16 protein-coding genes are annotated in these 14,478 nt (G+C 70.0%); 3 read left to right on the top strand and 13 right to left on the bottom strand.

Annotated features, from left to right (window positions below; genetic code table 11):
• Positions 1–23: 23 nt before the first annotated feature.
• The 13 genes from ACQQ2N_RS13850 to ACQQ2N_RS13790 form a co-directional block, all read right to left on the bottom strand.
• Positions 24–1,733, bottom strand: coding sequence for a sulfite reductase subunit alpha (locus ACQQ2N_RS13850; RefSeq protein ID WP_440222166.1), 1,710 nt, complete (start codon positions 1,731–1,733; stop codon positions 24–26).
• A 32-nt stretch (positions 1,734–1,765) separates the two neighbouring features.
• On the bottom strand, positions 1,766–2,776 hold the full coding sequence (locus tag ACQQ2N_RS13845) for an FAD:protein FMN transferase (protein WP_440222165.1): 1,011 nt from the start codon (positions 2,774–2,776) through the stop codon (positions 1,766–1,768).
• 108 nt (positions 2,777–2,884) lie between these two features.
• Complete coding sequence (locus tag ACQQ2N_RS13840; RefSeq protein WP_440222164.1) at positions 2,885–3,694, bottom strand: DUF4198 domain-containing protein; 810 nt, start codon at positions 3,692–3,694, stop codon at positions 2,885–2,887.
• A 17-nt stretch (positions 3,695–3,711) separates the two neighbouring features.
• The gene (locus ACQQ2N_RS13835; protein ID WP_440222163.1) at positions 3,712–4,227 is read right to left on the bottom strand and encodes a DUF2271 domain-containing protein; all 516 of its coding nucleotides are present in this window, start codon (positions 4,225–4,227) and stop codon (positions 3,712–3,714) included.
• Between the two features lie 11 nt (positions 4,228–4,238).
• Positions 4,239–4,862 carry a PepSY-associated TM helix domain-containing protein gene (locus tag ACQQ2N_RS13830; protein ID WP_440222162.1) on the bottom strand — a complete coding sequence of 208 codons (624 nt, stop codon included), beginning with the start codon at positions 4,860–4,862 and terminating at the stop codon, positions 4,239–4,241.
• Between the two features lie 153 nt (positions 4,863–5,015).
• Complete coding sequence (locus ACQQ2N_RS13825; RefSeq protein ID WP_440222161.1) at positions 5,016–5,546, bottom strand: GNAT family N-acetyltransferase; 531 nt, start codon at positions 5,544–5,546, stop codon at positions 5,016–5,018.
• Positions 5,547–5,550: 4 nt separating this feature from the next.
• Complete coding sequence (locus ACQQ2N_RS13820; protein ID WP_440222160.1) at positions 5,551–6,801, bottom strand: aminotransferase class V-fold PLP-dependent enzyme; 1,251 nt, start codon at positions 6,799–6,801, stop codon at positions 5,551–5,553.
• Between the two features lie 58 nt (positions 6,802–6,859).
• Positions 6,860–8,188, bottom strand: a complete 1,329-nt coding sequence (gene sufD / locus ACQQ2N_RS13815) for a Fe-S cluster assembly protein SufD (RefSeq protein WP_440222159.1) — start codon at positions 8,186–8,188, stop codon at positions 6,860–6,862.
• Positions 8,188–8,949, bottom strand: a complete 762-nt coding sequence (sufC, locus tag ACQQ2N_RS13810) for a Fe-S cluster assembly ATPase SufC (RefSeq protein WP_440222158.1) — start codon at positions 8,947–8,949, stop codon at positions 8,188–8,190. The genes sufD and sufC overlap by 1 nt, the downstream gene beginning before the upstream one ends.
• A gap of 61 nt (positions 8,950–9,010) precedes the next feature.
• Complete coding sequence (locus ACQQ2N_RS13805; protein WP_440222157.1) at positions 9,011–9,310, bottom strand: hypothetical protein; 300 nt, start codon at positions 9,308–9,310, stop codon at positions 9,011–9,013.
• A gap of 26 nt (positions 9,311–9,336) precedes the next feature.
• Positions 9,337–9,678, bottom strand: coding sequence for a DUF3703 domain-containing protein (locus ACQQ2N_RS13800; RefSeq protein WP_440222156.1), 342 nt, complete (start codon positions 9,676–9,678; stop codon positions 9,337–9,339).
• Positions 9,675–11,081: a Fe-S cluster assembly protein SufB gene (gene sufB, locus ACQQ2N_RS13795; protein ID WP_440225767.1), complete on the bottom strand. Its 1,407-nt coding sequence runs from the start codon at positions 11,079–11,081 to the stop codon at positions 9,675–9,677. The genes ACQQ2N_RS13800 and sufB overlap by 4 nt, the downstream gene beginning before the upstream one ends.
• A gap of 104 nt (positions 11,082–11,185) precedes the next feature.
• Positions 11,186–11,632: an SUF system Fe-S cluster assembly regulator gene (locus tag ACQQ2N_RS13790; RefSeq protein WP_440222155.1), complete on the bottom strand. Its 447-nt coding sequence runs from the start codon at positions 11,630–11,632 to the stop codon at positions 11,186–11,188.
• Positions 11,633–11,798: 166 nt separating this feature from the next.
• On the opposite strand from ACQQ2N_RS13790, the gene ACQQ2N_RS13785 reads away from it, so the two are divergent.
• From ACQQ2N_RS13785 to murU, 3 genes are read left to right on the top strand one after another with little or no spacing between them, the layout of a single operon-like run.
• The gene (locus tag ACQQ2N_RS13785; protein WP_440222154.1) at positions 11,799–12,680 is read left to right on the top strand and encodes a hypothetical protein; all 882 of its coding nucleotides are present in this window, start codon (positions 11,799–11,801) and stop codon (positions 12,678–12,680) included.
• A gap of 40 nt (positions 12,681–12,720) precedes the next feature.
• Entirely contained in the window at positions 12,721–13,749 is a 1,029-nt protein-coding gene (locus tag ACQQ2N_RS13780) for an aminoglycoside phosphotransferase family protein (protein ID WP_440222153.1), read from the top strand.
• A complete protein-coding gene (murU, locus tag ACQQ2N_RS13775) occupies positions 13,749–14,474 on the top strand; it encodes an N-acetylmuramate alpha-1-phosphate uridylyltransferase MurU (protein WP_440225766.1) in 726 nt (241 codons plus the stop codon). The genes ACQQ2N_RS13780 and murU overlap by 1 nt, the downstream gene beginning before the upstream one ends.
• Positions 14,475–14,478: the final 4 nt, after the last annotated feature.

Genomic DNA, 14,478 nt, shown 5'->3' with positions numbered 1-14,478 from the left:
CGCCCCATACCGGACAGGGAAGCTCAGTACACGTCGCGTCGATAACGCATCGCGGCGGTCAGCGCATCGACGCGGGTGCTGCCGAGCACCTCGCGCAGCGCGGCGTCGACGCCCGGGGCCATGCCCTGCAGGCTGCCGCAGACGTAGATCGAGGCGCCGTCGTCGACCCACGCGCGCAGCGTGTCGGCGGCCTCGCGCAGGCGCTGCTGCACGTAGGTGCCGCGGGGCTCGTCGCGCGAGAACGCGAGGTCGAGGCGTTCGATCCCGCCTTCGGCCTGCCAACGCTCGAGGTCGTCTCGGTAGTGGTAGTCGATCGCCGCGTTGCGCTCGCCGAACACGAGCCAGTTGCGGCGATGACCCGCGGCGATGCGAGCCTTGAGCAGCGCGCGCAGGCCCGCGAGCCCCGTGCCGTTGCCGATCAGGATGAGCGGTCGCGCGTCGCCGGGCACATGGAAGTTCGAGTTCGCACGCAGGCGCAGCGCGATCGAGGCACCGATCGGCGCGTACGCGGTGAGCCAGCCGCCACCGATCCCGAGCGAGCCGTCAGGTCGGCGCATCTGGCGAAGCAGCAGGTGGATCGCACCGTCGGCCGGCATCGACGCGATCGAGTACTCGCGATGCGGCAGCGGCACGAGACCGGAGGCGACGCTCGCGGCATCGAACGGCACGGGCAGCGGCAAGGTCGGCAGCACGCTCTCGGCAAGACGTTCGGCGAGCGTCGTCGCGGCGCCGTCGGCGTCGGGCACGCTCGCGCCACCGTCGAGCCCCACCGCGGCGAGCCACACCGCGACGGCCTGCGGTCCGTGGCGCGGACCGATCTCGGCGATGTCGCCGGCGTCCCAGCGCAGCTGTGCGGGATCGTCGGGACGCAGCGCGAGATGGAAGCACGGGTCGCCGAGGCTGCCCGGATTGAGGTGCACGCGCTCGACGAGGCGCCACGACGCGTAGCGCGGTGTTTCCCAGTCCGGCATGTCGGTGCGATCGGCGAACAGGCCGACCTGGTGCTGCCAATGGCGCAGCGCGCCGTCGTCGCTGTTGTCGACCTCGACCGGATCGAACAGCGCGGTCGCGCCGCAGCGGCGCAGCCACTGGTCGACCTGGTGGCCGAACGCGCAGTAGTTGACGTACTCGCTGTCGCCGAGCGCGAGCACGCCGCAGGTCAGCTGCGAAAGATCGAGGTCCGCCTGCATGAGCGTGCCGACCACGCCGATCGCGCTGTCGGGTGCATCGCCTTCGCCGGTCGTGCTCGCGACGAACAGCGCGCGACGCGTCGCGAGCAGCATCGCCTCATCGAGCTGAGCGAACGAGACGAGGCGCACCTCGACGCCGGCGTCGCGCAGCGAGTCGGCCGTCTGTCCCGCGATCTGCTCGGCGAAGCCGGTCTGGCTCGCGTAGGCGACGAGCAACGGAGGTTCCGTCACCGCGGCGGCGTGCGATGCGGCACCGCCGGCCACCGGAATGTCCGACGTCCTTGCAGGTGTCGACGCATTCGCCGCGACCGCGACAGGCTTCACCGCGATGGACACGTCCCTGCCCGTGGCCGACGCACGCGCGGCGCGACCCCGGCTCCACGCGAACAGCGCGCAAGCCGCAACGTAGACGAACGCGACGATCGCCGCACCGAGGATGCGCGACGGGCCCGGATCGCCCCAGCCCAGCGGACCGCGCTGCCATGCGAGCAGCGCGAACGCGATACCGACGAGCACGGCGCCCGTCGCGAGATGACCGAGCAAGTGGCGGCTCGGACGTATGGCACGTGGCGCCGTCATCGTGCGACCACCTTCTCGAATGCGGGCGTCATGCGTTCCTCGAAACCCTCGCCATGGCGCGTGATGAACAGCACCGCGAGGCCATGGCGCTGCGCGTAGTCCCAGCCTTCGTCGGGACCGAGCACGGTCAGCGCGGTCGCGAGCGCGTCGGCCTGCATGCAGTCCGCGTGCACGACCGTGACCGAAGCGAGGGCGTGCGCGACGGGTTCGGCCGTGCGCGGGTCGATCGTGTGCGAGTAGCGCCGTCCGCGCTGCTCGAAGAAGTGGCGGTAGTCGCCCGACGTCGCGAGCGAAAGATCGCGCAGCGCGAGCACGTGCTGCGCGTCGACGCCGTCGGTGCGGTCGTTCTCGACCGGGCGCTGCACGGCGACATGCCAGTCGGTGCCGTCGGGACGTCGTCCCTTCGCGCGCAGCTCGCCACCGACCTCGACGAGGTAGTCGGCGACACCGGCGCGATCGAGATGGCGCGCGACCTCGTCGACCCCGAAACCCTTCGCGATCGACGACAGGTCGATCATCGTGTCGCCGGGCTGCAGCACGCGGCCGTCGTCGCCGAACGCGACGCGCTGCCAGCCGACACGGGCACGCGCCGCGGCGATCTGCTCCACCGACGGTGCCTCGTGGCGCTCGCCATCGGGACCGAAACCCCACAGCGACACGAGCGGACCGACGGTCGGGTCGTAGGCGCCGCCGCTGTCGCGCGCGAGCGCGAACGCGGCGTCGAGAACCTGCTTCGCCTCGGCCGGGAACGCGAACCACGTGCCTGCGGGCGAGCGGTTGAAACGCGTGAGATCGGCGTCGGCTTCCCAGGTGCTCATCTGCGCGACGACCTCGTCGAGCTCGGCCTGGATCCCGGCGCGCAACGTCGAGTCGGCGTCGTCGCGCGCGGCGAGCTTGACCGACCACGTCGTGCCCATCGTCTCGCCCTCGAGCACCTGCAGGCGCGGCGAACCGCAACCGGCACAGGCGAGCACGGCGAAGGCGAGCAGGAAGCGGAAGGCGGTCATGGCGTGTCGGGAGCGAGGGGAATCGAAGCCGGCGGCCGCACGCGGCGCGCAAAAAAAGACGCGACGGGCAGCGCGGGGCCGCCCGTCGCGGGCCGTCCCGGGCGAACCTTACTGCGGCAGGACCTCGAGCGTCACGACGTAGCTCGCGCGGCGCTGCGTCGCGGGCGGCGTGGTCGCCTTGTCGTCCTGGAACGAAGTTTCGAGCCAGTAGCGGCCCGCGTTCGGCCACGTCACGCTGAAGCTGCCGTCGGCGCCGGTGGTCGCCTTGATCTCGTTCTGGCGGTCACGGTAACGGATGCCGTCCGGCACGATCTCGATCTCGAGGCCGGCCGCGGGCTTGCCGTCGAGCACGAGCTTGAACGTCGCCGCCTCGCCCGCGAACAGGTCGTTCGGGTGCGTGACCGGCACGAGCTCGATGCCCTGCCCGGTCGGCTTGAGCGCGCCGTCGCTCGGCTTGCCGGCCGTGACGAAGGTCTCGATGCGACCGTTGGACTGCGTGACCTTGAGGTCCTTGGCGCCCTTCGGCACTTCCTTCGCGAAGGTCTCGGCGGTGCCGCGCCAGCGCTTGGGCTTGCCGTCCTCTTCCCAGTTCGCGAACAGGCCGGCGTTGACCGTCGCGATGCGGTACGTGCCCTGCTGCGTGAGGTGCAGGTCGAACGTGCTGCGGTACTTGCCGGTGGCGCTGTTCTCGGGCGTGGCGGGCGTGCCGTCCGGCGCGGTGACGACGAGCGTCTCAAGGCGCAGCGGCACGTGGTTGAAGTAGAAGATGTCGTTGGACACCGCGGCGTCGACCGTGATCCACGGATCCTTCGCCGAAAGCACCGTATCGGACGGCAGCAGCCAGGCCTTGTGCGCGTGCGCGGACATCGGCAGGACCAGGGCGAGCGCGAGCGCGCTCCACTTCATCGTGATCTTCATTCGGGATCTCCGGGCGGTTACGGGTTGAGGTCGAGCTTGACGACGCCGAGTTCGTGCTCGCCCTTGGCCTGCAGGTTCTGCTTCTGCGCGGCGGGCCAGTCGAACGGGATGCGGATCAGTTCGCGGCCGCCGACTTCGCGCGCGGCCTCGACGACGAGGCTGTACTTGCCGGGCGGCAGCGTCGACAGCGGCGCCTTCGCCGCATCGAACGAGAGCTGATGCTGGCCGACCGGACGCGTCGCACCGGTCACGCCATCGATCGGGAAGGTCTGGTCGCGGCCGCTGCGGCGCCACCACTGGCGCAGGTCGGCGAGCCACTTGGTGCCCTTGCCCTCGCTGGTGTCCTTCTGCATGTACCAGACCGACAGGTTCGCGGCGACGCTCTGGTCAGGCTTCTCGATCCAGATCGCGACGTAGGGACGGTGGTACTCGGAAGCGTCGATGCGCGGGATCTCGACGGTCACGTCGAGTCCGGCCGCGAACGCGGGCGCGCTGGCCAGGACGGCGAGCAGGGCGAGAAGGCGTCTGGACATGATCAACCTCGTCAATGGATGAAAAGGATCGCCACGAGCAGCATCACGACGCCGCCGAGGCCGACCAGCGGCCACGTCATCGGGCGCTGGCGCGAATGCATCTGGAGCAGGAAGAAGCCGGTGATCGAGAACACGATGCAGGCGACCGCGAACAGGTCGAGGAACCAGCTCCACGCGGTGCCGGTGTTGCGGCCCTTGTGCAGGTCGTTGAGGTAGGAGATCCAGCCGCGGTCGGTGCGCTCGTACTCGACCGCGCCATCCTCGCGCTGGATGCTGAGCCAGGCGTCGCCGCCGGCACGCGGCATCGACACGTAGACCTCGGCCTCGGACCACTCGCCCTCGCGCGCACCGACGCGCACGTCGAGCTCGCTCGCGAGCCAGGCCCGCACGGGCTCGGGCAGCGGCGCCTTGTCGGCCTCGACGGTCGCGAGCGCGGCGCGCACGTCCGCCGGCAACTCGCCCTTGAGCGTGGTGACCTTCGGGCTGGCCTCGATCTGGCCGGAATGATTGAGCGTGATGCCGGTGATGCTGAAGAGCAGGATGCCGATCAGGCAGATCGCGGAGCTGATCCAGTGCCACTGGTGCAGTGTCTTCAACCAGTACGACCGACGCCTGGGATCCGGCTTGCTGTCCATCGGGCGTGGTGTCGGGAAACGCGGGGCGGGAAGCCGTTGATTACATCACATAATGAGAATCAGTCGCAATTGAGCTTGCAACGGTTTACATCGCGACGGAACGTCGCAACCTCGCGCTCGCGGACACGCCGCGGAACACCCCGAAAGGCGAACTCACAGCGGCTTGCGCAGGATCTCGAAACGCAGGTCGTCGCGCTTCGGAATGCCGAAACGCTCGTCTCCGTACGGGAAAGGCTTGTGCAGGCCCGTGCGCACGTAGCCGCGGCGCTCGTACCACGCGATCAGTTCGGCACGCACGTCGATCACGGTCATCTCCATGATCGTGCAGGCCCAGTCCTCACGCGCGATGCGCTCGGCCTCGGCGAGCACGTGCTTGCCGGTACCCGCGCCCTGCCCTTCCGGGCGCACCGAGAACATGCCGAAGTAGGCCGTGCGACCCTGCAGCTGCAGCTCGCAGCACGCGACGATCACGCCGTCGCGCTCGGCGACGAGCACGCGCGCGGTGTCGCTCGCCACGAGCGTGCGCAGACCTTCGGGGTCGATGCGCTGGCCGTCGAGCAGGTCGGCCTCGGTGGTCCAGCCCTGGCGGCTCGCGTCGCCGCGGTAGGCGGATTCGACGAGCGCGACGAGCACCGGCACGTCGGCCGTGGTGGCGAAGCGGAACGCGAACGGTGCCGATGTCATCGGGTCAACCCAGCAGCGTGCGCACGCGGCCGATCGCCGCGACGAAGCGGTCGATCTCCTCGTGCGTGTTGTAGAACGCCAGCGACGCGCGCAACGTCGCCGGCACGCCGTAGAACTGCATGAGCGGATGCGCGCAGTGGTGGCCCGAGCGCACCGCGACGCCTTCGTGGTCGAGCAGCGTGGCGAGGTCGTGCGCATGCACGCCGTCGATCAGGAACGCGATCACGGCAGCCTTGTCCTGCGCCTCGCCGAAGATGCGCAACCCGGGCACCTCGCGCAACGCAGCGGTCGCGTAGGCGAGCAGTTCGCGCTCGCGGGCGGCGATGCGTTCGATGCCGAGTGCCTCGACGTAGCGGATCGCCGCGGCGAGGCCGACGAAGCCGGCGATGTTCGGCGTGCCGGCCTCGAAGCGGTGCGGCGGATCGGCGAACGTCGTGCCCTCGAAGCGCACCTCGCGGATCATCTCGCCGCCACCGAAGAACGGCGGCATCGCCTCGAGATGCTCGCGCTTCGCCCACAGCGCGCCGGTACCGGTCGGTCCAAAAAGCTTGTGGCCGGTGATCGCGTAGAAGTCGCAGTTGAGCGCACGCACGTCGAGACGCAGGTGCGGCGCGGCCTGCGAACCGTCCACGAGCAGCGGGATGCCGCGGCGGCGACACTCGCGGCCGAGCTCGGCGACCGGGTTGATCGTGCCGAGCACGTTCGAGACGTGCGTGACCGCGGCAAGCTTGACGTCGGGCGTCAGCAGCTCGACGAAGCGCTCGACGATGAGCTCGCCCCGCGGCGTGATCGGCGCGACCTTGAGCGTCGCCCCCGTGCGTGCGCAGACGAGCTGCCACGGCACGATGTTGGCGTGGTGCTCCATCTGCGTGACGAGGATCGTGTCGCCAGGCCCGAGCCGCGGCATCGCGTGGCTGTAGGCGACGAGGTTGATCGCCTGGGTCGTGCCCGAAACGAGCACGATCTCGTTGCGCGACGGCGCGCCGAGCAGGCGCGCGATCGCGTCGCGTGCGCTCTCGTAGGCGTTGGTCGCTTCCTCGCCGAGCGCGTGCATGGCACGCGCGACGTTGGCATTGGTGCGGCGGTAGAAATCGTCGACGGCCTCGATCACCGCGGCCGGCTTCTGCGCGGTATTCGCGTTGTCGAAGTACACGAGCGGCTTGCCGTGGACCTCGCGCGCGAGCAGCGGGAAATCGGCACGAACGCGTGCGACGTCGATCGGATCGGAGATGGCGTGGGTGGACAACGTGGTCATGGCGAAGGCGCTCGTGTGTCGGGGCAGCCCGCCGCGCGCGGTGGCGCGGCGGCGTGCATCACGGTCGGTTCGGCGCGTCCTGCGCGCCGGGTGCCACGACATCGCGCGGCAGGTGGTCGAGCAGCACGGCGTCGATGTGGTCGCGCAGCGCGGCATTCTCGAGCGATTCGATCGCCACGCGGCAGAACGCGAGCGTCAGCAGCGCGCGCGCCTCGGATTCGGGCAGGCCGCGCGAGCGCAGGTAGAACAGCGCGCGCTCGTCGAGCTGGCCGACCGTCGCGCCGTGCGCGGCCTTGACCTCGTCGGCGTGGATCACGAGCAGCGGCTGCGTATCGATCTCGGCCTGGTCGGACAGCAGCAGGTTCTTGTTGGCGAGGCTCGCGTCGGTGCCGTCGGCGCCCGGCGCGACCGTGATCGCACCGTGGAACACGCCGCGCGAGCGCGCGTCGGCGACGCCGCGCCAGACCAGATCGCTGCGCGTGTCGCGTGCGAGATGACGGATGTCCAGATGGGTGTCGACATGCTGGCGGCCGTGCAGCGCGAACACGCCGCGCGACTCGAGCTGGGCGCGATCGCCGGCGAGGTCCACGACGAGATCGTGGCGCACGAGCTGCCCACCGAGCTCGAGCGTGCGCAGGTTGAGCCGCGCATCCTCGTCGAGCACGATGTCGCTGCGCCGCACGAGCACGCCGGCCTCGGCCGCGACCTGCATCTGCAGCAGGTCGAGCGTGGCGCCGCGGCGCACGGCGACCTGTGCGACAAGGTTGCCGAGATGCGCCTGGCCTTCCGTACCGACATGGCTCTCGATCAGGCGCAGCGACGCGCCTTCGCCGAGCTCGACGAGCACGCGCGACTGCCAGGCGACGTCGCCGTCGGCCGGCACGCCCGCGAACACGAGGTGCACGGGCACGTCGACCTGTGCGCCGGGCGCGACGCGCACGAGCACGCCGTCGTCGACGAGCGCGGTGTTGAGGCGCGCGAACGCCTGGGACGCATCGTCGAAGCGACGCGCGAGCAGTGCGTGCACGCCGGTGTCGTCGAGCACGTCGACGAGCGGCGCGATGGTCAGACCCGAGGTCGCGGGCAGCTGCGAAAGGTCGGCTCGGAAACGGCCGTTGACGAACACGACACGCGGACCGTCGACGCCCGGCAACGCGACGAGCGAGGCCTCGACCGTACGCCCGGCCGCGCCGGCGTCGCCGCGCGCGTAGGCACGCTGGGCCAGCGCACGCAGGCTCGTGTACTTCCACGCTTCGCTGCGCGCACCGGGCAGGCCGTCGCGCACGAGCGCCTCGCGCGCCTCGCGGCGTGCGTCGTCGAGCCACGCGCCGTGCGCGGCGGGCGCCACGCCCGCGTCGAGCAGGCGATCGAGCAGGACCGCGCCCATCAGGCCGCTCCGGCGATCTTGCGCTCGGCGATCCACGCGTAGCCGTGCTCCTCGAGCTTGAGCGCGAGCGACTTGTCGCCGCTCTCGACGATGCGGCCGTCGGCGAGCACGTGCACCACGTCGGGCACGATGTAGTCGAGCAGGCGCTGGTAATGCGTGATGACGAGGAAGGCGCGCGCCGGATCGCGCATCGCGTTGACGCCGTCGGCGACCATCTTGAGCGCGTCGATGTCGAGGCCCGAGTCGGTCTCGTCGAGGATCGCGAGCTTCGGCTCGAGCAGCGCCATCTGGAAGATCTCGTTGCGCTTCTTCTCGCCGCCCGAGAAGCCCTCGTTGACGGCGCGGTGCAGCAGCTCGTCCTTGAGGTGCAGCACGGCGAGCTTCTCGCGCACCTTCTTGAGGAACTGCATCGAATCCAGCTCGCTCTCGCCGCGCGCCTTGCGCTGCGCGTTGAGCGCGGCGCGCAGGAAGTAGGTGTTGTTCACGCCCGGGATCTCGACCGGGTACTGGAACGCGAGGAACACGCCGTCCGCGGCACGCTCCTCGGGCTCGCGCGCGAGCAGGTCGCGGCCCTCGAACGTCACCGAGCCTTCGACGACCTCATAGCCGTCGCGGCCGGCCAGCACGTTGCCGAGCGTGGACTTGCCGGCCCCGTTGGGGCCCATGATCGCGTGCACCTCGCCCGGATTCACCTCGAGCGAAAGGCCCTTCAGGATGTCCTTGCCGGCGACGCGGACGTGGAGGTTGTCGATCTTCAACATGCTTGCCATCCCAAACGATTCCCTGCATCGCACCCTGCCGTGTCCACGGCGGTGCGACGCCTCAAAGAAATTTCGCGATCACGACACCTGCCGTGATCGCGTACATGCCGGCCTGCAGCCATCTGAAACCGACCAGCCGGAACGCACCCGGGTCACCGCGCGCATCCATGACCAGCGAGGCGCCGAGCATCACGAGCGTGAGCACGAACGGCACCAGCAGGATCAGATAGGTCGCGTGCCGGCCCGGCTGCAGGTAGGCGAAGACCGCGGCCGGCACGCCCACCAGTTGCGCGAGCGGCACGAGCAGCCACGTCGCGAGCGCGTTGTGGAAGCTGCGGCTCTGCTCGAAGTGTTCGTACACGGCGACTCCCTGTGCAGCCTGCCCGGTCACTCCACGAAACGCCGCAGGTCCGCAGGCACCGGCATCGGCCTGAACGCGCTCACGCGCGCGCCGCCGGTATTGCCCTTCGGCACCCACACGAGCGTCTTGGTCAGCGCGGCGAGCATGCGCGGCAGCTGGCCGAGGACCTCGCGCAGGTCGCGACGGCGCAGGCCGTGCACGAACATGCGCCAGTGCACGAGCGTGTGCGCGAACACCTTGCGCTGGCCGAGGATGTGGGCGCGCTCGAGGTGCGCGAACGCGACATCGGGAGAACCGCCGGCTTCCGCCTCGCCCGCAGCGACGAGCTCGGCCTCCCAGCGTTCGCGCTGGCCGGTTTTCCACCTCATCCGACTGCTCCCTCGAGCGACACCTCGAGCAGCTTCTTGGCCTCGACCGCGAACTCCATCGGGAGCTCGCGGAAGACCTCCTTGCAGAAGCCGTCGACGATGAGCGAGACCGCGTCCTCCTCGCCGATGCCGCGCGAGCGGCAGTAGAACAACTGGTCCTCGGAGATCTTGGACGTGGTCGCCTCGTGCTCGACGATCGCACCGGGGTTCTTGACCTCGATGTACGGGAACGTGTGCGCACCGCACTGCTTGCCGATCAGCAGGCTGTCGCACTGCGTGTAGTTGCGTGCACCGGTCGCGCCCTTCTCGACCTTGACGAGGCCGCGGTAGGTGTTCTGGCCGCGCCCCGCGCTGATGCCCTTGGCGATGATCTTCGACTTCGTGTTTCGGCCGATGTGGATCATTTTGGTGCCGGTGTCGGCCTGCTGGCGGTGATGCGTCAGCGCGACCGAGTGGAACTCGCCGACCGAATCGTCGCCGCGCAGCACGCAGCTCGGGTACTTCCACGTGATCGCCGAGCCGGTCTCGACCTGGGTCCAGCTGATCTTCGAACGCGCACCGCGGCAGTCGCCGCGCTTGGTCACGAAGTTGTAGATGCCGCCGACGCCATTCTCGTCGCCGGGGTACCAGTTCTGCACGGTCGAGTACTTGATGTTGGCGTCGTCGAGCGCGACGAGCTCGACGACCGCCGCATGCAGCTGGTTCTCGTCGCGCATCGGCGCCGTGCAGCCCTCGAGGTAGGACACGCTCGCGCCTTCCTCGGCGATGATCAGCGTGCGCTCGAACTGGCCCGTATGGCCGGCGTTGATGCGGAAGTACGTCGACAGCTCCATCGGGCAGCGCACGCCCTTCGGGATGAACACGAAGCTGCCGTCCGAGAACACGGCCGAATTGAGCGCGGCGAAGTAGTTGTCGCCGACCGGCACGACCGTGCCGAGATAGCGGCGCACGAGCTCGGGATGCTCGCGCACGGCCTCGGACATCGAGCAGAAGATCACGCCGGCCTCGGCGAGCTCCTTGCGGAACGTCGTGCCGACCGACACCGAGTCGAACACCGCGTCGACGGCCACGCCGGCGAGCTTGGCACGCTCGTGCAGCGGCACGCCGAGCTTGTCGTAGGCCTCGAGCAGCTTCGGATCGACCTCGTCGAGCGACTTCGGGCGGTTCTTCGGCGCGGCGTAGTAGCTCAGCGCCTGCAGGTCGATCGGCGCGATCTCGAGCTTGGCCCAGTGCGGCTCGGCCATCGTGAGGAAATGACGGTAGGCGGCGAGGCGCCAGTCGGTCATCCACGAGGGCTCGTCCTTCTTGGCCGAGATGAAACGGATGATGTCTTCGGACAGTCCGGCCGGCGCGTACTCGGTCTCGATGTCGGTGATGAAGCCGGCGTCGTAGCGCCGGTTCATCGCCTCGACGAGGCGCTCGTTGCCGGCGGCCGCGGGAGGTTCGCGGTCGCGCAGGCGGTGCTGGATGTCGCTGCGTTCGGTGGCCATTCGGGCTGCCTTGCAGATCAGGTGACGGCGACGCGCAACGGGATCGCCGTGCCGCGCCGGGGTGGAGGCTTGACCATGTCGGCCAGGGTGACGCTCTCGAGCGCCGCCGTGATCGCATGGCTGATGCGTTGCCAGTTCACGCGCACGCCGCAATGCGGTTCGCGGCCGCACTGGCCGCTGTGCACGCTGCACTCGGTCATGCCGATCGGGCCTTCGATGGCCGTGACGATCTCGGCGACCGAGATCGCCGACGGCAGGCGCGCGAGGCGGTAACCGCCGTTGACGCCGCGGAACGACGCCACGAGGCCGGCGTGCGCGAGCTGCTTGAGCAGCTTGCTGACCGTCGGAACCTCCAGCTGCGCGCGCTCGGCGAGCTGCTGCGCGCTGAGCACGTCGTCGCCGGCCGCCGCGAGGCAGGTCATGACGACGGTGGCGTAGTCGGTGAGCTTGCTGACACGCAGCATGCAGAGGTCCGGAGCGGCAATCGGTACTGAAATGGTACTGTTTTATGGACGTCCGGGCAAGGCGACGCATGCGGGCCGGCGCAGGCGACTTCGCGTGACACAGGCATTACGATGGCGGCACGCCCGCCGCGCGCCCGCGCGTGCCGCGTCCACCAGGGAACCGTTCGTGACCGTGACCCGTACACCCCACGCCTTCCGGCGCGCCTCTCCTCGCCTGTTCCGCGTGCTCGCCGCATGGCTCGTCGCGCTCGTTCCCTGCGCCGTTCTCGCCGCGATCCCGGCGACCGAGCGTACGGCCCTGCTGGACCTGCACGCCGCCACGCACGGCGCCGGGTGGACCGACTCTACCGGTTGGGGCGGCGCCGCCGGCACGGAATGCAGCTGGCACGGGGTGACCTGCAACGCGGCGCAGACCTCGGTCGTGGCGCTCGACCTCGCCGGCAACGGACTCGCCGGCACGCTGCCTGCGACCCTCGACGATCTCACCGGCCTGCACCTGCTGTTCCTCGGCAACAATGCGATCGGCGGTTCGATACCCGCGTTGTCGCATCTCGTCGAGTTGCAGGACCTGGCCCTCGGCAGCAACGCGCTCGAGGGCGCGATCCCGGTGCTCGACACCCTCGTCGAGTTGCGCGACCTCAACCTCGGCAACAACCTGCTGACGGGCCCGCTGCCGTCGCTCGCCACGCTGACGCAGCTGCTGCGCCTGGACGTCAGCGACAACCGCCTGTCGGGGCCGTTGCCTTCACTGGCCGGCCATCCGGACCTGTCCGTCTTCAACGTGACCGACAACGCGCTCACGGGGCCATTGCCTTCGCTCGACGGCCTGTCGTCTCTGCAGGCGTTCCTCGTCGCACGCAACGCGTTCGAAGGACCCGTTCCCGATGTTCCCGCACCGAGCGCCCTCGTGGCAGGCGCGAGCACGCTCTGCCCGAACCTGCTGACGGCATCGGCCTCGACGGCCTGGGACGAGGCGACGGGTTCGCATCCTTGGCACGCCGCGTGCGCCTACGACATCCTGTTCCGCGACGGCTTCGAAACGCCCTGAATCCTCGCCGCCTGCCCGCTTCGCACGACGCCCGCACGACATGACGACCGCACCTTGCACCGCGCGTGAAGACGAGCGCCGGCGCTGGCTCGAGCGACGGCTCGGCCATGGCCGCTTCACGGTCGCACGCGCCTCCGAGGACGCGAGCTTCCGCAGCTACTGGCGCGTCGACGCCGACGGTGCGACGCGCATCCTCATGGACGCGCCGCGCGACCGCGACGAGATCGTCACCTGGCTCGACATCGGTACGCGCCTGCACGCCGCAGGCGTGCACGTGCCGGTGGTCGACGCGAGCGATGTCGACGCGGGCTTCGTGCTCATGGAAGATCTCGGTGCGCGCACCTACCTGCCCGAACTCGACGAGGCCACGGCCGACGGGCTCTACGGCGATGCGCTCGACGCGCTTGCGACGATGCAGTCGCGCGTCGACACGGCAGGCATCGCGCCGTACGACCGCGTGCGCGTCGTCGACGAGCTCGAGCTCATGCCGACGTGGTTCCTGCAGCGTCACCTCGGCTACGTGCCCGAGTGCGAGGAATGGGATGTCGTCGAAGGCGCGTTCGACCTGCTCGCCAACGCCTTCATGCAGGCGCCGCGCGGCTTCGTGCACCGCGACTTCCACAGCCGCAACCTGCTCGTGACGACCGCGCGCAATCCCGGCGTGATCGACTTCCAGGGCGCGCTGGTCGGGCCCGTCACCTACGACCTCGTCTCGCTGCTGCGCGACTGCTACATCGCCTGGCCCGAGGCGCGCATCGAGGCCTGGCGCGAGCAGCATCGCCTGCGCCTCGTCGATGCCGGCGTGATCGGTGCGGCCATCGACTCTGCAGCGTTCGCGCGTGCATTCGACCTCGTCGGCCTGCAACGCCACATCAAGGTGCTCGGCATCTTCTGTCGCCTCTGCTACCGCGACGGCAAGTCGGGCTACCTCGCCGACCTGCCGCTCGTGTGGCGCTACACGATCGACGTGGCGCGCCGATATCCCGAGCTCCACGGCTTCGTCGACCTGCTCGAGCGCGTGCGTGGCGACCGTGACCTCACCGTGGCGCGCGAGGACGCGACGCCATGATCCACCGCGCCCTCGTGCTCGCCGCGGGAAGAGGCGAACGCCTGCGCCCGCTCACCGACACGACGCCGAAGCCGCTGATCCCGGTCGGCGGCAAGCGACTCGTCGACTGGCACCTCGACCGCCTCGCCGCAGCCGGCATCGTCGACGTCGTCATCAACACGGCCCATCTCGCTGCACAGTTCGAACCCGCGCTCGGCGACGGCCACGAGCGCGGCCTGCGCATCCGCTACAGCCACGAGGGCGACGAGCCGCTCGAGACCGGCGGCGGCATGCTGCACGCGCTCGCGCGCTTCGAGGGCGAGCCATTCCTCGTCGTCAACGCCGACGTGTGGACCGACGTCGACGTCGCAGCACTTCCGGCGCCACGCGCGCTCGCGCACCTCGTCCTCGTCGACAATCCCGCGCACCACCCGCGCGGCGACTTCGTGCTGCGCGACGACGGCCGCGTCGTCGACGGCGAGGCGGACGAGGCACGCCTGACGTACTCGGGCATCGCCACCTACCACCCCGCCCTGTTCTCGCGCTGGCGCGAGGATCTCGCCGCGCAAGGGCATCCCTGGGACGGCCGTGAGCCGCCCCGGTTCGCACTCGTGCATCTTCTGCGCGCGGCGATCGCGCGCGGAGAGGTCGAAGGCGTGCACCACCGCGGCGCGTGGACCGACGTCGGCACGCCGCAGCGTCTCGCCGAGCTCGAGGCCGACCTGCGCGTACGCGCGGGACGCTGAACCG

Source organism: Dokdonella aquatica (assembly GCF_051987395.1).
GTDB lineage: Bacteria > Pseudomonadota > Gammaproteobacteria > Xanthomonadales > Rhodanobacteraceae > Dokdonella.
This window is presented reverse-complemented; position numbering and strand designations above follow the sequence as displayed.